Origin of the sequence: Brevibacillus daliensis, from assembly GCF_021245735.1 — a bacterium.
Lineage (GTDB): Bacteria > Bacillota > Bacilli > Brevibacillales > Brevibacillaceae > Brevibacillus_B > Brevibacillus_B daliensis.
In genome coordinates this window covers 40,086-58,164 of the sequence record NZ_JAJISB010000030.1, presented here as the reverse complement: position 1 = coordinate 58,164, position 18,079 = coordinate 40,086, and the positions used below count along the sequence as shown (strand labels likewise).

Genomic DNA, 18,079 nt, shown 5'->3' with positions numbered 1-18,079 from the left:
AATAAAGAGAACAAAAAATATGGTTGTTTCACTATTTGAAATTTTTAAAATATTTAGTTTTATATATTGATTTTTTGCATTATTAAATCCTATAATGTGAACCAAGTGGAGGTGTGTCATGATTAGTAGCATTCATACTGCCTTTAAAGTGATTAAATGTTTTTCTCATAAAACCCAAGAACTAGGAATATCAGAATTCGCCGCAATCCTCGGCAAGAATCGCAGCACGGTTCACCACATCGTTCTTACCATGTATAATGAAGGGGTTTTGGTACGAACGCCAAATCGAAAATATCGCTTAGGGACAAAATTACTATCCTGGGGAGAGATGGTACATGAACAGTACAAATCTTTCTTTATGGCAACTCCAATCATTGATAATCTTGTAAAACGAACCAATGAAATTGTTCATCTTGCTATTATCGAGAATGAAGAAGTAAGCTATTTAATTAAAAAAGAACCGAACAAGCCTATTAATATTGCAACTGGTATTGGAACCAGACAACCTTTGTATTGCACAGGCTTAGGTAAAGCATTGTTAGCATTTCAATCCAAAAGTTTTATTGATAAAGTAATTACGAAAGGTATGACGAAACGTACCGATAACACGATTCACACACGTGAAAAACTAATACAAGAGTTAACTCAAATCAGAAAACAGGGGTATGCCATTGATAATGAAGAATTTGAAGAGGGCTTGTTTTGTATCGCAGCTCCCATTCGAGATTATATGGGTAATGTAGTCTGTGCAATCAGTGTGACAGGACCAGAATTCCGCATGAATACGGAACGATTGTCCATTCGCACATCTATCGTAATGTCTAATGCGATGAATATTTCCAGGCAATGTGACCTATAGTAATCACAACAGATCTGCAACGATTAGGACTGTTTGCAATTCGCTTTCGAGAATTTCCCCTTTCAGAGGCTTTTGCTCTTGGTATCCCAAGGCTATAAGCCTTTTTCCTTTTGTCCGAGGATTCTTCCGCTTCTTCCACTGTTTCCATGCTATAAGCACTAAAAAAAGATCGTTTTCTTCCTGCTATCTGCGAGAATACCAGCTTCTCTTTTCACCCTTCGCTAGAGTCTTCGCCCCATATGAGGATAGACTATCCGCTCCGTGTGAAAAGAGAAGCTGGTTCTTCCTTAGAGGATGTTTTTCATGCGTATCAGGAAATGAGCCTTCGAAGTTTATACTTTCTGATACAGCAAAAAAGGCTGCTGAGGTTTCTCAGTAGCCTGAGGGGTTCCTACCAAAAAGCCCCTTGTGTTGTGTAAAACATCGGATAAAATATTTACTTACTCAAAAAATTAATATCACTTTTGGGATAGATTTTACATGCAAGTCCGTAACCTTCTTCTCGTTCTTCTTTTGGTAAAACCGCATAAGATGAGGTTCCCAAAGTAAAGTTGCCTTGGATAACCTGAATCTTGCACATCCCGCAACCTCCACTTCGACAGCCGGTCGGGATTATTACTCCATGCTGCCTTGCAGCTGTTAACAAGTCCACTCCCGATGCACAATAAAATTGTTTCTCTGATAATCCATCTACTTTTCGAATCAAAAACATATGAATTGGTTCTAAAGAAACAGTGTCCACACTCATTGCGCTTCCACGGTCTGAGTAATATCTGACGGATTATCAGCTATCTCATCATACCTTCTCAGCATTACTGTAGCAGTAAAAGTACACGTCGCTAAAAATAAAATGTAAAAGCTAACTGCGTACAACGAATTGAATTTGTATAACAAATACGTACACACTAACGGTGCCGCACCACCAGCGATAATTGCTCCAAACTGTGAACCGAGTGATAATCCGCTATATCGTAAATGTGCAGGGAATACTTTTGCAACCATTGCTCCTTGGGGTCCCACTTGCATACTATGTGGAATCATTGACAGAACTGTCGCAAGGATAACCAGATTCAATTGACCAGTACTTACTAATCCCATGTATGGAAATGCCCAGAGGACAGTAGCTAATACACCGATCATATACATTTTGTTAGTACCATATTTATCAGCTAGATATCCAAAGGTAGGTATACAAATCATCATTACTATTGCACCGATTGTGTTAGCATTTACCAATAATTGCTTATCAATATTTAGCATTTGCACACCGATTGTCATGATTAATACCGTGTAGATATAAAACGGACCATTTTCAGATAGTCGAACCACTGCGGTTAATGCCACTTGTTTCCGATATTTCTTTAATACTTCTAAAACCGGATTTTTCACAACTAATTTATTTTCAAGTACCTTTTGATAAGAGGGGGTTTCAGGAATTGTCATACGAATAAAGTATCCAGCAATAAGTAGTACAAAGCTCAAGATAAATGGAATTCGCCAGCCCCATGTAAAAAAGGCCTCACCTGATAAAAACATAAACAGAGCAACCATAAGAGAAGAGAGTAACATGCCTGAAGAAACACCCATTTGTGGCCATGCTGCCATTAATGCCTGATTCTTTTTGTTACCCCACTCCATTGATAGGAGTACGGCTCCTCCCCACTCTCCACCAACACCAATTCCTTGGATAAAACGTAAGAGTATTAATATCGTGGGTGCCCAGACTCCTATGGTTGCATAAGTTGGTAACAAGCCTATTGCTAAGCTGCTTAGTCCCATCAAAAATAGCGTAATGACAAGCGCTGCTTTTCTGCCTAATCGATCTCCATAGTGACCAAAAATGGCTGCGCCTACTGGTCTTGCCAAAAAACCTACTGCAAAAGTACCAAATGATTGCAAGGTAGCAATGAATGGGTCACTTTCTGCAAAAAAAAGCTTTGGAAATACCAGTGCTGCTGCCATTCCGTACAGGAAAAAGTCATACCACTCAATTACTGAGCCCACAGTTGCAGCGACAGCGGCCTTTCTACCTATTTTCTTTTGATTTATTTGATCTACCTTTGTTGTACTCATCAAGGATTCCCCTCCTCTTATCAAGAAAATTACGAATTATTAAACTTTTATTGATTTTGATAAATATCCTAGATGTTTTGCTAAATCGACATATTTTTGGAGTATTTTGAATTGATATTCATCCACATCAACATGCTCATAATCGTAATATCCAACGCCGGTTTTCAAACCAATTCGTCCTTCGCGCATATTCGTTTCAACCGAAGTTGGCGGTGCAAAACGTTCTTCTTTTAATTCTGTTTCTAAATACTTGCTTGCCCGAAAAAGGGTATCTCCGCCTCCCCAATCGATAAATTCTAACAATCCCAAGACGGCAAAACGGAATCCAAAACCGATACGTATAGCTTCGTCAATCTCTTTTGCAGAAGCTACTCCTTCTTCAACCATCCTGGCGGCTTCATTCATAGCTAGTGCCTGAATTCGTGGAACAATAAAGCCTGGAGAAGCACTACAGCGAACTGGATACTTCTTAGTAGTTTTCAGAAGTTGTATCATTTTTTCCAAACATAAATCAGTAGTATGTTCACCTGGACTAACTTCTACAAGTGGATTTAGAAAAGCAGGGTTGAGCCAGTGAGTATTCATAAATCGGCCTGGACTTCTGACATAGGTAGATAACATGTTTACTGAAAAGGAAGAGGTCGTAGAAGCAAGTAAAACATCATCTGAAATGGCATCGCAAATTCGTAAAAATGCATCTTCTTTTGCTTTCAGCACTTCTGGAACAGCTTCAAATACAACAAATACATCCCTAAGTGCCTCAGATATTTCTTCTACCGTAAACAAGCTCACACCTTTAGATAAAGTATCAAGATAATCTTCTTCTACTATCTGTAACTGGACAAGCAGCTTAAACGTTTTGTGTAACTCCATCTTCGTGTTCAGTTGAAAAATCTCTGTCTCTGTTTTTTCCCGCTGTTTGGCATCAATAAGCACCACGCGGTAACCCGCAAGAGCAAACGAAGTAGCCATACCAATGCCCATACGACCTGCACCTACAATTCCAACTGTTCCAGCACCTTGATCATTCATACTTTTTTCCTCAGCTCTCCCGATTTCAATAATTGCTTCAAATCAGTTATAGAGAAGTTTGCGAGTCCACAATTCTCAATTGTACGTCCTGTTAGACGAAGGTCCTCTCTTACAATACTAGAGGCAATTGCTAGTAAACCGCTTGCAACTGGTACTTTAATACCTGCCCATTCAGCTAGTGATACAAGAAAAGCAAGCCCACAGGCAATGTCTTCTCGCATGTAGCGATGTGTTATCAAATCAAGAGGTTCATGCCAATCAGCACTATCAACCAATTTTTCATGGGCAGCTAAACCGTACATCCATTCCTCACCTTCTGAGGTGTTGTAATGATCAGCGAGCGGATAATGTGGAGCAAAGTATCCAAGTGCTTCTCGCAATGCAATTCGCTCTGCATCTAGCGCATCATGAACACTGCGAATCCAAGGTTGAGTACCTTCATTGTGTATATCCCAACGCTCGAAATGTTGGATAGGACCTGCATTCATCAAAATAAGAGGGGGATGAATGATAGGGCCTGCGTTCATAAGTGCTCCATCCAATGCATCTTGGATGGGTTCGATTGAGGGATATGCCGCCTGAAGAATTGCCAGGGCATGTAATGAGTTATCTGCTGGTAATACACCTGTTGGTAACCTGGTAGCTCTTCCAGAAATAGAAACCGTATCAATATCATGTTTTCTAGCCAAATAAGGCAGAGTACCTGTCTCCGCAATACTTATATTTGCTTCGCAACCGTGATTACGGATCGTTTTGTACATGATGTAACTACCAAAAGAACCTGGTGGAAGGAAAATAACTTGATCATTCTGTAGATAGGGAGCAAGCTGTTTTGCCACTGATTCCTGAGCAAAAGCAGGCAAGGGAATTACAATTAATTGTGCACCTGTTACGACTGTTTCAAGATCTCCACTTACACAAGAAATACTAATTTCACGCACTCCACGTACATCTTTTATCTTGATGACACGGTTTGATAAGACTGGCCCAAATGCCTCTGTATCCCTTCGCCACAGTCGAACTTGATGTCCTTTTTCAGTCAAATCAGTTGCTGCAGCATACGCCCCATTACTTCCACCTAACACGGCAATCTCCATTTAATAGGCCTCCTATCAATGTTATTACAACATTTCCTACAAGATAGTCGTTTTATTAAGCTTGGAGTATAAGGCATGAACACCAGCTTCAGCACACGTAACATCTTGTTCGGCCGAACCTCCAGATACCCCAATTCCCCCGATTAAATGATTTTCGTGAACTACAGGTATACCCCCACCAAAAACAACTAGACGATTTGTATGAACAATCCCGTGTAAAAGAGCAGGTTCTGACTGAATCATGGGATACCATTCATGGGTAGGTAATCCAAAGCTGGCTGCGGTATATGCCTTGTTTTGAGCGATTTCTGAGCTTAGCAAGGGGGCATCATCCATTCTGGCAAAAGCAAGTAAATTAGCACCTTGATCTGTTATCGCTACATTAATCGTAATTCCTAAATCTTTTGCTTTCTGACATGCTCCATCCATCATAATTTGAGCTGCTTCTAATGTAAGGGTCGGTCGTGTGTTTAATATCAAAGAGCTTCCCCCCTTCATCCTAGGTTAGTGCTTTTACAAATGACTCCATTAACTCACGACGATGATAAAAAATTCCTTGTCCGATTTTATCCTCTGTCCATGTAATGGTTGGAAAATCTGGATACGTGATATAACCGCTTGCAAAAGCTTCATTTCGATTACCTGAAGGATCGAAGAAATAGATGGTTTCTCCACGTGTGATACCATGACGAGTAGGAGTCACTTCGATGGGTACTTCATGTCTAGTCAATATATCGGCTGCTTTTAAGACGTCATACCAGTTGTCTACATGGAACGCACAATGATGTAATTTCGCATCTGGTCCTTTGATAAAGGCAATATCGTGTGCCGTATTTGTTTTAAACATAAAGCTGCCAACCATTTGTTCTCCATCTACTGTCATGATCTTTTCACTTTGACGGAAATCAAGAACATCGACAAAAAATCGAGTCGTATTCGTTAAATCATCACCAGTCATTAGCACGTGGTCGAGACGGTGTGGTGCAATCCCTCGGAGTCCATCTGGCCACGGATGCGGATTTAATGTGCCAGTTTTTGTACCTAGGAATTCAATCTCATGATAAAGCTCTACAAAATGACCCGTTGGTAACTGAAATCGAATAGCCTCCCCTTCCCCAGCTCGTGTTCGATTCGAAACACGCGTTAACGTTAATCCGAACTGTTCAATTTTGGATTCAAATTTATCTAAGTCATCGCTTCGTTCCACTTTAAAAGCTAGATGATCAATTCCTGGTGAATCTGCTTTTTTTAACACAACACTGTGGTGATCGTATTCATCCCATGCTTTCAAATAGACGCGTTCTCCATCACGTGCTGTTTCATCCAATCCGATAATATTCTTGTAATACTCCGCCGATTTTTCCAAATCCATCACACGTAATTCCGCTCTGCCTAAACGCATTACTCCCATAAGTAAAACCCCCTTATTTTCTTGAAAACATTCTTGCTTATAGCTCTACTTCTACATACTCAAGACGTTTTATGAAAGACATTTATTTTGCTACTCTCTTCTATTTCTTCTGCTATCCAACAGTTGATTCGACCTTCAAATTACCTAGCTGGCCATTATAATATAACAACGGCTTTCTTTCATGAATTTCACTTTCTTTTACCAGTCCAATAATAATGTCGTGATCTCCACCTTCGACAACATTGTGGACTTCACAATGCAATGTCGCTAAATTCTGGTTGAGAACTGGAACATTCTGCTCAGTGATTGAAATGGTAACGTTTTCAAATTTATCAATGCCTTTTTTGGCAAATATCATAGCTGTATCACTCTGCTCTTCACTCAAGATATTAATCGCAAATGGACGTCCCTTTGCAAAAGCTGACAAACTATCACTACGTTTGTCTATACATACGAGAATAAGCGGTGGATTAAGTGACAACGAAGAGAAAGCACTTACAGTTAAACCAACTTTTCTCTTTTCCTGATCAACTCCCGTTACAATTGTAACTCCAGAAGCAAATGAACCAAGTGTACGCCGAAATTGTTTGTCATCCATCAGATTTTCCTCCTTCACTTTCAGATAAAATTGCTAATAGTTTAGTTATAACCCCTGAACAATAGACTGACAATTCAGTTATTTCATATTATGAAACGGCTCTTTCTCTACTTGGAGGTTTTTCATGTACATCAAAACAGAACAAGCTAGGTTTTTCATAGTTAACGTAAAAAAACCGGAGTTAAGTAAGTCACTAATCTGGTCTTTATCAGATCGTGCTTCTAAAATTCCGGTTTGTTCGTTGTTACTACTAGAATCTCCGTAAAAATACTATAAAAATTTGCATATTGATTGTATGGCATTCATATGAAGACCTTCATGAAAAATAGTCCTCACTAGAACCTGTGATATCGTATGCATGCCAGCTTCTGTCGGAGCAAACTCTTCTTCTAATCGATTCCCATACGCCTCTAAAATCGCCTTAGGTTGTATCTTCAATAAATCACGAAGGGTGGCAAGATCAGGTGTATCATCAGAGAAATTAGCCGGGCTCGTCCCATAATCAAACCACTCTCGGAACCCTTCAGGAAGTTCAATCGGTTCCTTCGTCAGATGTTGAATCCAGAGGTACTGATCCAGATAAACATGCCCCAGATTCCAGCGAATATTGTTGTTACATCCTGATGGAATTACATTGGCAGCTTCTTCCGAGACATCTGATACCGCAAGCAAATAATCTCGATACATACGAAGCTGATTAAACAAGACTTCATTCCTCTTTTCCACCATTATTTCCTCCCGCTCATGCACGAATAGTTTTATCTAATACTATTTTCTGGCAGTAATCTGTTCTGATAATAGTAACACGGTACTTTTATTCTCTTTTTTGTAGTTATTTTCCTTTATGACTGGAGGGTGCAAGGATGTAAAGAATTGTCTTGATCCTACTTCAGCTTATTTCCGTTTGAGGATTCTGCAATATCTCATTAATGATATATAGTTCTAGAAAATGTGTACAAAATTTCTATTGTATTGTTATCGCTTTTCCTGGGTTTGGCTAAGACAAGATTCTATAGAGTTTTTCATATGATTAATGAGTGCTGTCACCTCGGAATCCAGTCCTTCCCACTTATCAACATATTCTCCTCGATAGGCTTTTCTGGCTAAGTCGAGTAAAGTCGAATATTCTTTGGGCAACCGAGGAAAAGCCCATTTTGCAGCCACATCTTTTGGAGAAATTTCACCGATAGACACTGTCTGCCACATTCGAGCCAGGGTTAAAATTACATTACGCTCATCACCTTTGATACCCTCAATCAACCCTGGCAAAGACTCCTCAATCGCTCTTCGAATATCTGTCATCGGAACGGGATCAATTATATCTGAAGCATCAGGACCAAATAGAGAAATGCTATTCTTTCTCGCTTGTGATAAAACAATAGCCAAATCAGGGTCATAGGTTGGTTCCTGGATTTGTCCTTTCTCAAACTCACTCCTGAGCCACTCACCATAGGTATATTCATTTCTTGGTGGATATCGCCAAGGTACAACATCACTATGGTTTATAACCGTGACTTCAAGTGGTCTCACAGAATCTGTATTTCCTATCTTTCCAGATATAAGCATTAGTCTGTCTGTTAGTTTTTTTCGAGTTACTTCAGGTAAACTATGATTCACGACCACTAGGACATCTACATCACTGTTAATGCGTAAACCACCATTTACTGCAGAACCAAATAGAAATACCCCGACTATCGAACTTCCAAGCAACTCCTCTACGGTTTTTAATGCTTGCATCGCTTGCTTTGGTATTTTTTCGTTACTCAAATCGCTCATCAACTACAAACTCCTCTCCTCTGATTATGTTCGCATAATGTACGTTTATATTGGTTTCATTGGTGTTCAATTAAATGACCGATTACTGAACAAAAGAAACATTTTTTACAGAACGTTTTTATCAATCTTTAATATAAATTATCGTTCTTTTATAAATTATCAAGACCTAATTTTAAAAAAGATAGGAAAATTAAAGGGTTCTACATATTAGTCATATCTAATATGTAGAACCCTTTCTTCTTTTACTAAAGCCACCCCGTTAGTTATACATAAAGACTTACACAATAATTGCATATTATATAAATGATGTGACAATTAGTCATTATTTCTTACCTTTTCGTTCTAAAAGTATAGGTGCTATATTTAGTAAGATAGAAACAATTGTCAAAAACCATAATGCCCTTTCCATACCAGGTACTACATCCATTAAAGCTGCCCAATCTTCCACTTCTACCCACACCGATACAAGACTGTATTCTGCACAAAGTGTTAATGCTGTAAATGATAATCCCATCGCCATAGCAAGCTTATAATCCTTTCCTACTTTATACATATAAAGATTTATAAAAGTTGCTACTATTGCAATAACCCCAAATATCATAAATAACATTACTAACCTCCATATATTTTTATTTTTGTCGTGTAATAATACTAATGTGCTTCATCTCAATTTTTTGCGTTACTTTTTTATTAGACATTACTACGTCTAATCTTATTTTACAGTAAATGCTCATTCCTTTTGTGATTTCTTATTGAACAAACCTGCTCCGTTCGTATTATAAGGTTGACCATGTTTAAAATATCCACTTTGTAAAGGACATTTTAGTTATTGGTTGACCTTTTTGTTTAGGTTCTAGAATACTAAAGGTAGCTGGGGTAGAACGTCCCTGCCCGTGGGAATATAATCCCGTCAGCTAAACCGTTCGCCCCCTACTTATAGAAACATGATTGAAGCTGGTTGGGACTTAGATCTCGTATAACAAGCGAAGCTATGACACTATAAGCAGCCATAGGGGTTACCAGTGAATTAATTAATAAGGAGGAGATACACATGAATCCAGTCGTTGGTCTGGATGTCGCAAAAGGAGAAAGTCAGGTTCAAGCATTCTTGGAGAAAAAGAAACCATTCAAAAAGAGTTTTAAAGTAGCACATACACTAGAAGGTTTACATGTACTTCATACATTTCTGAAAGAAGTAGAAGATGTATCAGGTATTAAACCACCAATCGTCATGGAGTCAACAGGACATTATCATATGCCAGTTGTACAGTTTTTTGAAAAGCGTGGATACCTATTAATAATAATAAATCCACTTATTTCTTATCGAGCAAAGAGTACCAGCTTACGCAAAGTGAAGACAGATATCATCGATGCCCAACATCTCTGCGAGATGTATTACAAAGAGGATTTAGAGTCTTATAAAAAACGTGGCATTCAACTATTAAACTTGCGTAATCTTACGAGACAGCACGAGAATTTAACTGGTATGTATGTACAAACAAAACTACAATTTCAATCTGTGTTGGATCAAGTGTTTCCAGAGTATGTAGGTGTGTTTGGAGACTTATATTCAGATGTTTCATTGCTTACTATATTGACCTTTCCTACTTCAGAAGAAATCCTAATGGCTAGTGAAGAGACAGTATCCAAAAAGATTAAGGAACTGTGTAACAGTCGTTCGCAGAAATGGGCAAGTAATCAAGCAAGTAAACTAATCAGCGCCGCAAGTAGAAACCCCTTTCAACAGACTTTATACCAAAGTCTTTTGATTAGTTTAAAGATGCTTATTGGGATTCTTCTGGAATACAAAAAGCATCTATCCAACCTTGAAGAAGAGATAGATGCTTTAGCAAAAAATATAGAAGAATATAAGATTATCCAATCCATTCCTGGTATCGGTGAAAAAATCGCGGCAACGATAATTTCTGAAATTGGAGAAATAGATCGGTTTAATCACCCAAAAAAGTTGGTTGCCTTTGCGGGAATTGATCCTAGCGTATTTGAATCTGGCACCTTTAAAGGTACCAAAAATCGCATTACGAAAAGAGGTTCTAGCAGGTTAAGACACGCCTTATTTACAGCTGTCCGTTGTGCCATCCGAGATTCACGTAAAAGCCGAACAACAAAAGAACTCATTCCTCGGAATAAGAAATTACGAGCCTTTTATGATAAGAAACGTGAAGAAGGAAAACCATATCGAGTATCTATTATTGCCTGTGCTAATAAGCTTTTACATTGGATTTACGCTCTTTTGAAAAACAAAACCGTCTTCCAAGATGTTGCATAAAACAAAGATTTACATGTATTCAAGTAACTTCCATGAGATCATAGGAAGCTTATTTGTCATGTCCTGCTTTCAGTATAACACGCTAGAATTTCATTATTTATCGAAATGTTTGACAAACTATTAGCTGGTTTAGTTGAAGAAGAAGGGGGAGAACAACGTTCTCAATTTCTTCTTCAACTAACAGGGCAGAGTATTAAAAGAGTCTTTCAGTGTGGTATAATATTCCAATGGTTAAAAAAACGGTATTAACGTTAAAAGGGGGAATAAGATGTTAGGCTTGCCAAAAGGAGAAGTATTCTTAGTTCCTTGGACAGAGGAATGGAATAAAAAATTTTTTTCAGAGAAAGAAAAAATACAAGATAAAATAGGTGAATATATAATGAATATTCACCACATAGGAAGTACATCAGTAAAACATTTAAGTGCAAAACCAATTATTGACATAGCCATAGAAATCAAAGATTTTAAAGATGGTGCGAATACTTCCTCACCTTTAGAGGAGTTGGGATATTCGTATAGAGGAACAAATATTTTGCCTGATAGACACTATTTTAGTAAGGGTGAACCAAGAATCTATCAAATCCACATGTATCAATGTGGAAATAAATATTTACTTGAACAGCTAAAGTTCAGAGATTACTTGAGAGATAATGATGAAGCAAGAATTGAATATGAACAGCTCAAACTTAATTTAGCAAAGTTAAATAAAAATAATAAACATAAATATACAGAAGAGAAAACTACTTTCATTCGAACAATTTTAGAAAAAATTTAATAGGTTTTTTATTAAGTTAACAGGAAAGTAAATTGAAGAAAAAAGGACATAACATATTTTATATGACTAATATGTTATGTCCTTTTATTTATCTATCTTTTTTAAATTTGGGTCTTGATAAATTTTAAAAGTTCGATTATTTTAATCTCGCTATGTATAATAAAATTATTAACATTTAGATATTTGGTTAGTTAGAAAAGGGCAGTTATTTCAATCAAATACAATTTATTAAGTTTAAATGGTATGATAACTACATATTATCAAATTTTAAGAAAGGTATGAAAAATATGATTAAAGGTCTATATGAAGCACATTTGCCAGTAAGCAATCTAAAAAAAAGTATAGATTTCTATAAGAATTTAGGATTAGAGTTTGACCACAGTATTGATGATAAATTAGCTTTTTTATGGATTGAAAACGATAAAAGTTGGTTAGGGTTATGGGAAACGGATAAAGTTGAATTAGAATATCACCCATCAATAAGACATATTGCTTTTCAAGTGACATTAGATGGATTAAAAAATTCAGTAAAATGGTTAAAGGAGAAAGGGTATGAACCAAGAGAAGCGTTTGGTTTCAAACCTGGATTTAGTTGTACTTCATAAATTAACGCTGTTCCTTTTGCATTTTTCATATTTTTATCAACTGGTTCCAAAACCATACTACAAGGCATAGTAATTGCATTTGCTTGAGTGGGATACATAGTAAAAAAAGAGATAAGGAATATAGCCAAAATAAATTGTCTCTTAATACACCTCTTACAATAACTTTTGGTTAGTCTCCCCGATGTTTTGCCAAATTATAATTAGTTCAACTATTTAATAAGATGAACCGAAATTTAGATAATTCCGGTTCATCTTTTTTATAAACAGTTTCTGAAGCACTTGGCAGAAGAAGCACATTTTTGTCCAGAACCTTTAAGGTCCTACCTAGCATAAATGCTTGACAAACATTAGCTGGTTTTTTGCACTTTCCGCACTCTTTACTGTGTAGCGGACAGTCTTCGCCCCCTCGCAGGGCCTTACCGAGTTCGTAGATTAGAAAACTTGGTTTTTCCAAGCCTCTGGCGCAGGAAAAGCCTTAGTTGCACTTATGCAGATAGGAATTTTTATTAATTCCTATCTGTCAAAAAATGTGCTTCTTCTAACACTACAGTATTCCTTTAAAGAAAAAGACGACCTCCAAAGAGATCGTCCTTACCTTCTATATATTTTTATTTATATCAAGTGAATTATAAAACTGCTGTGTCATTCTTCTTCTTTCTTTTCGCATGGTTCTGCGTTGTTCCGCTGTCTGATGTAGGAAAATTTCTTCCTCAGTCTCCGGTATGACTTGAGGAACCTCAGTTGGTTTTCCGTTCTCATCTAATGCCACGAATGTAACAAAAGATGTAGCCGTTAACTGTCTATCTCCCGTTAACAGATTTTCACTGATGATCTTCACAAACACTTCCACGGAGGTACGCCCTGTCGATGTTACAAAAGCCTCTATACATATAGAATATCCCATCTTGGCGGGTGCAATAAAATCTACAGAATCTACTGATGCTGTAACCACATGGCAACGAGAGTGTCTCATCGCAGCTATTGCACTAACCTCATCCATATAAGACATTACAGTCCCACCAAATACGGTACCGTGATGGTTGGTATCTGAGGGTAGGACCAAAACAGCTTTTACTGTTTTGGATTCTTTAACCGTTTTGGGTTGTAAATCCATTATATTTCCCCCTTACCCGTTCTCCTGCACTGTCTCATGTAGTATGTCGTAAGTATCTTGTCCAAGTGAACGAATGATTAATTCTTTTCCCCAATAGTATGCGCTTTGATAATCATCTACCGCAAAATGTTTTTCATCAATGTGGTGAGCATGCTTTCTTCTGTCCAGGTTCGCACAATAAAATGCCTCCAGGTAATCACTTCCCCAACGTGAGAATGAAGCAGTCTCTTCCGTCAAGGCAGTGATCAACAGGTGATCGCCCACCTCAATCAGATCAATCGGATACAGCTGACAGCTAAAAGGCTTAATGGAATATACGTCTTTTTCTTCCCTCACTCCGTTGGCATGAAGATAACAGCAACGCTTTCCTTCAACCTCTCCATAGAACATGCAAGAGCCCTTTTCCATGCGGACTACACCGGGTTCAGTCTGTTCAAAACAACCAGATTGAAGAGTTTTCTCACGTAATCTGCCATTGAAGTATTTTTCCGCAATGATCGCGCTCTCCTTCTCAATGAGGGGAATCTGCCATTCCTCGACAGCATAAGGTTGACCGTTTTCGCAACAGGTCTCACGATGAACCAAATGGCAGTTGAAGCAATCGAGATTATAAGGTTTATTAAGTGCCTTACCATCAATGAGGAATCTTCCTTTTGTGATGATTCGCTCTTGATTTCGCTTCAGATACTTCTCACAACGATATGCTTCTTTTTCCGTCATGCGTTCTGTTGTTCCATAATAACGGATGAGCTTACTCTGTCTCATTTTGCCAGAATTAGTTCTGCTTCCGTGCCGAAAATGCGGAAGCTATCCTCATCTTGATTCGCCAAATCACTTTCTTCTGCCGGGATTTCCATCAGGATCTCTACTTCGCCCTCGTCAGTCTGGAAGCGGAGGGATAAATCCTTTTCTTCAAATTCATTATCACTAATGGATACTTCTACAATTGTACCTTGAAAAGTAGTAACCTGTTCATCTTCCAGATCGCCACCTTCCCAGTCCGTGTAAGTTACAGTAAGTGGCTTATTTATAAAATCAGATTCCAACAGGGCAAGTAATTCTGCGTGGTTTTGAATTTCCATTGTTATGTCTCCTTTAGTTTATTATGCCGATTATCCTTTTTGCGCAAAGAAAATCATGCGCGTTGACGTCATCTTATCATATGGTTGAAAGTCGTAATTACCAAAGATCTGGATTTCTTTGAAACCTGCCTCTTCCAACATTTTCATCATTTCATCCAGTTCGAATAATCGAACCTGTTCACGATAAATACGAGGTTGATTTCTCTCTGCATCATGAATGAGTATATCCTTTTTCACAAATCCATCTTCTATTCGTCGATTCTCTTCAATTAATAATCCATTCATTTCTCTCTCAGAGTGTAAAATTAAATGTTCTTTTACAAATGATGGATTCAGATAATCAATGACTACCTCTCCCCCTGCTTTTAGTGCCCGAGCCATATTGGTAACTACCTGCGCGCTCTCTTCGTCCTTATCGAAATATCCAAAGCTGGTGAACAAGTTGACGACAATATCAAATTCATTATCAAATGGTATCTCTCGCATGTCAAATTGATGATAAGTGACATCTAGAGGTTCCTGATTTAGCTCCGCTTGTTCCAGTAAAACGGGAGATAAATCAACCCCGACCACTTCATATCCTCGTCTTGCCAAGGCTCTGGAATGACGACCACTTCCACAGCAAAGGTCTAAAACGCGACCACTCCGCTTGACTGCCAGTTTTTCCAATATATTATGTATTTCTTTATCAGCCGATTGTTCATCGCGGTGTTGATATACAAGTAGGTAATCTTCGCGAAAGCTTTTCTCAAACCAAGCATCTCCCATGAAACAGATGGCTCCCTTCTATCTGACGCGTTAATTGCCGTCTCTTTGCTTTGCATATTATAGCATACCCGCACATGCGGTTTTGACACTTTGAAAGAAAAAACGACCTTGCACATAATAAGTTGCAAAGCCGCGTTTTCCCTAACGTCTGCATTGACGAGATGTATTTATTTTATCTGCAAGACGAGCCAATACAACCTCAACAGATTGCAGGTCATCCAAGACATCATATTCATTAATATTAACTCGAAGAACAGGACAGGAAGTAAAATTATTAATCCAATTTTCATAGCGCGTATATAAATCGTCCCAATAACTTACAGGTGTTTGTTGCTCCATCGGACGACCACGCTCTTTTACTCGAGTAACAATATCATCGAAACTACCTTCGAGATAAATTAATACGTCCGGATGAGGGAAGTATGGAGTCATGACCATCGCTTCAAACAATTGCGTATACGTCTCATAATCTTCATCTGTCATATGCCCCTGGTCATGCAAATTTTTAGCGAATATGCCTGTGTCTTCATAAATCGAACGGTCTTGTACAAAACCGCCTCCGTATTCAAAAATACGCTTTTGCTCTTTAAATCGCTCTGCTAAAAAATAGATCTGTAAATGAAACCCCCAACGAGACAAATCATCGTAAAACAGGTTCAAATACGGATTATTGTCCACTTTTTCATATGAAACACGAAACCCTAATAGATCAGCCAGCGCTTTTGTAAATGTTGATTTCCCAACGCCTACTGTTCCCGCAATCGTAATAATGGCGTCGCTAGGAATATTATATTTTTCTCGAAGTGCAGTTGGTTGATAAACAGACATATTTTTCTCCTTATCCTCTACTTGTAAGTTGCACGGGTAAAAATGGTTTAATTCGTTCCAGTACTTTCTCAAGATCTTCTTTTCGGTGAACATAGTCCAGTTCATCGCACTCAATAGTGAGCACAGGTATTTCCGGATGACATCGCTCAAACTCCCTCATGAAGTCCTCATAGTCAGCGATAAGATTTACCATATAGCTTTCATCAATCTGTTTTTCAAAACCCCGTCCTCGCATGGCAATCCGTTTCATTACGGTTTCGAGGGAAGCCTTCAAATAAATGACGAGCTGAGCCTGCGGCATGTCTTTCGTCAGTATATTATAGATTTGCAAGTATTTAGCCAGTGTTTCTTCATCTAAAGTACGTCTTGCAAAAATCGTATTTTTAAAAATATTGTAATCAGATACGACTGAATTACCAGTAGTAATCTGCCCGGATATTTCCTGTAATTGCTTGTACCGATTGCAGAGAAAAAACATTTCTAGCTGAAAACTCCACTCTGCAATGTCAGTATAAAACTTGTCTAAAAAGGGATTTTCGTAGACGATTTCCCCCATCAATTGTAAATCATACGTACGGCTGATGATTTCAGACAAAGAAGTTTTTCCGACCCCGATGGGTCCTTCCACTGTAATAAAAATAGAGTCCATGAAATCTCCTGCTCCTCCCCCGATAAACAAAACGATCTTTATTTTACCATGCAACGCATTTTTTGTCGAAATGAAAAAATAAGAAAAATGAATCATACTTAGCTTCTTTTTACAACAATTCCGATGTGTTATTATGGGATTAAATAACTACTATATTTCGGCTCATTCATAATGAATACAACTTTGAGGGAGGCTATACATTTGAGAATCGCAAAAACTATGGGAGAACTAATCGGTTATACTCCTGTTGTAAAATTACAGCGTGTTGTCACGCAAGATATGGCAGATGTATACGTAAAATTGGAGAAATTTAATCCAAGTGGCAGCGTTAAGGATCGTGCTGCCTACAATATGATTCTACAAGCAGAAAAAGATGGTCTACTAAAGCCAGGAGCGACCATCATAGAACCAACCAGTGGCAATACCGGGATTGGCCTAGCGATGGTTGCAGCAGCTAAAGGATATCCGTGTATTATTGTTATGCCTGACACCATGACAAAGGAACGGATTATGCTCTTGAAAGCGTACGGTGCTGAAGTAGTTCTTACTCCAGGGGATGAAAAAATGCCTGGAGCCATTCGCAAAGCTCAGGAACTGGGAGAACAAGTAGCAGGTAGCTTCATTCCTATGCAATTCGAAAATGCAGCTAATCCAGATATCCACCGCTATACCACTGCTCTGGAAATCGTTGAACAAATGGGAAGTCAATTGGATGGATTTGTCTCCACCGCAGGAACAGGTGGAACAATTACAGGATGTGGTGAAACACTTAGAGAACATTATCCACACCTTCATATTGCTGTTGTAGAACCTGCGGGCTCACCCGTGCTAGCTGGTGGACAACCAGGGGCCCATAAAATTGTAGGAACAAGTCCTGGCTTTATTCCGACAATCCTGAACCAACAAATATACGACGAGATTATTCATATCACAGATGAAGAAGCAATCACTACGACAAGAAGATTAGGCCGTGAAGAAGCCATTTTGGTGGGTCCTTCCTCCGGCGCAGCCGTATATGCAGCCATTAAGGTAGCCAAAAAACTGGGTGCAGGCAAAAAAGTACTCGCCATCTGCGCTGACAGTGGCGAGCGATATTTATCCAGTGATTTGTTTAGCTGATATATA

Annotated in this window: 21 protein-coding genes; 5 read left to right on the top strand and 16 right to left on the bottom strand. The window is 38.4% G+C overall.

The window, feature by feature from the left end:
* Positions 1 to 118: 118 nt before the first annotated feature.
* Positions 119 to 859 (top strand): IclR family transcriptional regulator, encoded by a 741-nt coding sequence (locus LM917_RS18930; protein WP_232699286.1) that lies wholly within the window; start codon positions 119 to 121, stop codon positions 857 to 859.
* 436 nt (positions 860 to 1,295) lie between these two features.
* Here LM917_RS18930 and LM917_RS18925 read toward each other — a convergent pair whose 3' ends face one another.
* The 10 genes from LM917_RS18925 to LM917_RS18880 all read right to left on the bottom strand — a co-directional run bounded on the left by LM917_RS18925 (position 1,296) and on the right by LM917_RS18880 (position 9,456).
* A complete protein-coding gene (locus LM917_RS18925; protein WP_232699285.1) occupies positions 1,296 to 1,607 on the bottom strand; it encodes a 2Fe-2S iron-sulfur cluster-binding protein in 312 nt (103 codons plus the stop codon).
* Positions 1,604 to 2,932 (bottom strand): MFS transporter, encoded by a 1,329-nt coding sequence (locus LM917_RS18920; RefSeq protein ID WP_232699284.1) that lies wholly within the window; start codon positions 2,930 to 2,932, stop codon positions 1,604 to 1,606. Before LM917_RS18920 ends, LM917_RS18925 begins: the two co-directional genes overlap by 4 nt.
* Positions 2,933 to 2,971: 39 nt before the next feature.
* On the bottom strand, positions 2,972 to 3,964 hold the full coding sequence (locus LM917_RS18915) for a 3-hydroxybutyryl-CoA dehydrogenase (protein ID WP_232699283.1): 993 nt from the start codon (positions 3,962 to 3,964) through the stop codon (positions 2,972 to 2,974).
* The gene (locus LM917_RS18910; protein WP_232699281.1) at positions 3,961 to 5,061 is read right to left on the bottom strand and encodes an NAD/NADP-dependent octopine/nopaline dehydrogenase family protein; all 1,101 of its coding nucleotides are present in this window, start codon (positions 5,059 to 5,061) and stop codon (positions 3,961 to 3,963) included. The genes LM917_RS18915 and LM917_RS18910 overlap by 4 nt, the downstream gene beginning before the upstream one ends.
* Positions 5,062 to 5,097: 36 nt before the next feature.
* Positions 5,098 to 5,541, bottom strand: coding sequence for a GlcG/HbpS family heme-binding protein (locus tag LM917_RS18905; RefSeq protein WP_232699279.1), 444 nt, complete (start codon positions 5,539 to 5,541; stop codon positions 5,098 to 5,100).
* 19 nt (positions 5,542 to 5,560) lie between these two features.
* Entirely contained in the window at positions 5,561 to 6,472 is a 912-nt protein-coding gene (locus tag LM917_RS18900; protein WP_232699278.1) for a catechol 2,3-dioxygenase, read from the bottom strand.
* A 112-nt stretch (positions 6,473 to 6,584) separates the two neighbouring features.
* Positions 6,585 to 7,070, bottom strand: coding sequence for a flavin reductase family protein (locus tag LM917_RS18895; protein WP_232699277.1), 486 nt, complete (start codon positions 7,068 to 7,070; stop codon positions 6,585 to 6,587).
* Positions 7,071 to 7,340: 270 nt separating this feature from the next.
* The gene (locus tag LM917_RS18890) at positions 7,341 to 7,796 is read right to left on the bottom strand and encodes a DinB family protein (protein ID WP_232699276.1); all 456 of its coding nucleotides are present in this window, start codon (positions 7,794 to 7,796) and stop codon (positions 7,341 to 7,343) included.
* A 249-nt stretch (positions 7,797 to 8,045) separates the two neighbouring features.
* Positions 8,046 to 8,846: an aminoglycoside nucleotidyltransferase ANT(9) gene (ant(9), locus tag LM917_RS18885; RefSeq protein ID WP_232699275.1), complete on the bottom strand. Its 801-nt coding sequence runs from the start codon at positions 8,844 to 8,846 to the stop codon at positions 8,046 to 8,048.
* Positions 8,847 to 9,168: 322 nt separating this feature from the next.
* Positions 9,169 to 9,456 carry a hypothetical protein gene (locus LM917_RS18880; RefSeq protein WP_232699274.1) on the bottom strand — a complete coding sequence of 96 codons (288 nt, stop codon included), beginning with the start codon at positions 9,454 to 9,456 and terminating at the stop codon, positions 9,169 to 9,171.
* Positions 9,457 to 9,897: 441 nt separating this feature from the next.
* Here LM917_RS18880 and LM917_RS18875 point away from each other — a divergent pair, with 441 nt between their 5' ends.
* The 3 genes from LM917_RS18875 (at position 9,898) to LM917_RS18865 (ending at position 12,513) form a co-directional block, all read left to right on the top strand.
* Positions 9,898 to 11,133, top strand: coding sequence for an IS110 family RNA-guided transposase (locus LM917_RS18875; RefSeq protein WP_232699273.1), 1,236 nt, complete (start codon positions 9,898 to 9,900; stop codon positions 11,131 to 11,133).
* Between the two features lie 268 nt (positions 11,134 to 11,401).
* Positions 11,402 to 11,908, top strand: a complete 507-nt coding sequence (locus LM917_RS18870; protein WP_232699272.1) for a GrpB family protein — start codon at positions 11,402 to 11,404, stop codon at positions 11,906 to 11,908.
* A 287-nt stretch (positions 11,909 to 12,195) separates the two neighbouring features.
* Positions 12,196 to 12,513 (top strand): VOC family protein, encoded by a 318-nt coding sequence (locus tag LM917_RS18865; protein ID WP_309241965.1) that lies wholly within the window; start codon positions 12,196 to 12,198, stop codon positions 12,511 to 12,513.
* Positions 12,514 to 13,111: 598 nt separating this feature from the next.
* Here the strand turns inward: LM917_RS18865 and LM917_RS18855 are convergent.
* The 6 genes from LM917_RS18855 to LM917_RS18830 all read right to left on the bottom strand — a co-directional run bounded on the left by LM917_RS18855 (position 13,112) and on the right by LM917_RS18830 (position 16,954).
* A complete protein-coding gene (locus LM917_RS18855; protein ID WP_232699270.1) occupies positions 13,112 to 13,627 on the bottom strand; it encodes an acyl-CoA thioesterase in 516 nt (171 codons plus the stop codon).
* Positions 13,628 to 13,639: 12 nt separating this feature from the next.
* Positions 13,640 to 14,392: a DUF3109 family protein gene (locus tag LM917_RS18850; protein ID WP_232699269.1), complete on the bottom strand. Its 753-nt coding sequence runs from the start codon at positions 14,390 to 14,392 to the stop codon at positions 13,640 to 13,642.
* Entirely contained in the window at positions 14,389 to 14,709 is a 321-nt protein-coding gene (locus LM917_RS18845) for a hypothetical protein (RefSeq protein WP_232699267.1), read from the bottom strand. Before LM917_RS18845 ends, LM917_RS18850 begins: the two co-directional genes overlap by 4 nt.
* Before the next feature lie 30 nt (positions 14,710 to 14,739).
* Complete coding sequence (locus LM917_RS18840; RefSeq protein WP_232699265.1) at positions 14,740 to 15,477, bottom strand: class I SAM-dependent methyltransferase; 738 nt, start codon at positions 15,475 to 15,477, stop codon at positions 14,740 to 14,742.
* A gap of 141 nt (positions 15,478 to 15,618) precedes the next feature.
* Entirely contained in the window at positions 15,619 to 16,305 is a 687-nt protein-coding gene (locus LM917_RS18835) for a deoxynucleoside kinase (RefSeq protein ID WP_232699263.1), read from the bottom strand.
* 10 nt (positions 16,306 to 16,315) lie between these two features.
* The gene (locus tag LM917_RS18830) at positions 16,316 to 16,954 is read right to left on the bottom strand and encodes a deoxynucleoside kinase (protein ID WP_232699262.1); all 639 of its coding nucleotides are present in this window, start codon (positions 16,952 to 16,954) and stop codon (positions 16,316 to 16,318) included.
* A gap of 201 nt (positions 16,955 to 17,155) precedes the next feature.
* Between LM917_RS18830 and cysK the strand changes: the two genes are divergently transcribed.
* Positions 17,156 to 18,073 (top strand): cysteine synthase A, encoded by a 918-nt coding sequence (cysK, locus tag LM917_RS18825; RefSeq protein WP_232699261.1) that lies wholly within the window; start codon positions 17,156 to 17,158, stop codon positions 18,071 to 18,073.
* Positions 18,074 to 18,079 lie beyond the last annotated feature (6 nt).

Excerpts from the sequence above, each read along its gene's own strand:
- LM917_RS18915 (WP_232699283.1), bottom strand. The coding sequence starts at position 3,964 with ATGAATGATCAAGGTGCTGGAACAGTTGGAATTGTAGGTGCAGGTCGT.
- LM917_RS18865 (WP_309241965.1), top strand. The coding sequence starts at position 12,196 with ATGATTAAAGGTCTATATGAAGCACATTTGCCAGTAAGCAATCTAAAA.
- LM917_RS18850 (WP_232699269.1), bottom strand. The coding sequence starts at position 14,392 with ATGAGACAGAGTAAGCTCATCCGTTATTATGGAACAACAGAACGCATG.
- LM917_RS18870 (WP_232699272.1), top strand. The coding sequence starts at position 11,402 with ATGTTAGGCTTGCCAAAAGGAGAAGTATTCTTAGTTCCTTGGACAGAG.
- LM917_RS18880 (WP_232699274.1), bottom strand. The coding sequence starts at position 9,456 with ATGTTATTTATGATATTTGGGGTTATTGCAATAGTAGCAACTTTTATA.
- LM917_RS18900 (WP_232699278.1), bottom strand. The coding sequence starts at position 6,472 with ATGGGAGTAATGCGTTTAGGCAGAGCGGAATTACGTGTGATGGATTTG.
- LM917_RS18875 (WP_232699273.1), top strand. The coding sequence starts at position 9,898 with ATGAATCCAGTCGTTGGTCTGGATGTCGCAAAAGGAGAAAGTCAGGTT.
- LM917_RS18845 (WP_232699267.1), bottom strand. The coding sequence starts at position 14,709 with ATGGAAATTCAAAACCACGCAGAATTACTTGCCCTGTTGGAATCTGAT.
- LM917_RS18855 (WP_232699270.1), bottom strand. The coding sequence starts at position 13,627 with ATGGATTTACAACCCAAAACGGTTAAAGAATCCAAAACAGTAAAAGCT.
- LM917_RS18835 (WP_232699263.1), bottom strand. The coding sequence starts at position 16,305 with ATGTCTGTTTATCAACCAACTGCACTTCGAGAAAAATATAATATTCCT.
- LM917_RS18925 (WP_232699285.1), bottom strand. The coding sequence starts at position 1,607 with ATGAGTGTGGACACTGTTTCTTTAGAACCAATTCATATGTTTTTGATT.
- LM917_RS18920 (WP_232699284.1), bottom strand. The coding sequence starts at position 2,932 with ATGAGTACAACAAAGGTAGATCAAATAAATCAAAAGAAAATAGGTAGA.
- LM917_RS18930 (WP_232699286.1), top strand. The coding sequence starts at position 119 with ATGATTAGTAGCATTCATACTGCCTTTAAAGTGATTAAATGTTTTTCT.
- LM917_RS18840 (WP_232699265.1), bottom strand. The coding sequence starts at position 15,477 with ATGGGAGATGCTTGGTTTGAGAAAAGCTTTCGCGAAGATTACCTACTT.
- LM917_RS18895 (WP_232699277.1), bottom strand. The coding sequence starts at position 7,070 with ATGGATGACAAACAATTTCGGCGTACACTTGGTTCATTTGCTTCTGGA.
- LM917_RS18910 (WP_232699281.1), bottom strand. The coding sequence starts at position 5,061 with ATGGAGATTGCCGTGTTAGGTGGAAGTAATGGGGCGTATGCTGCAGCA.
- LM917_RS18830 (WP_232699262.1), bottom strand. The coding sequence starts at position 16,954 with ATGGACTCTATTTTTATTACAGTGGAAGGACCCATCGGGGTCGGAAAA.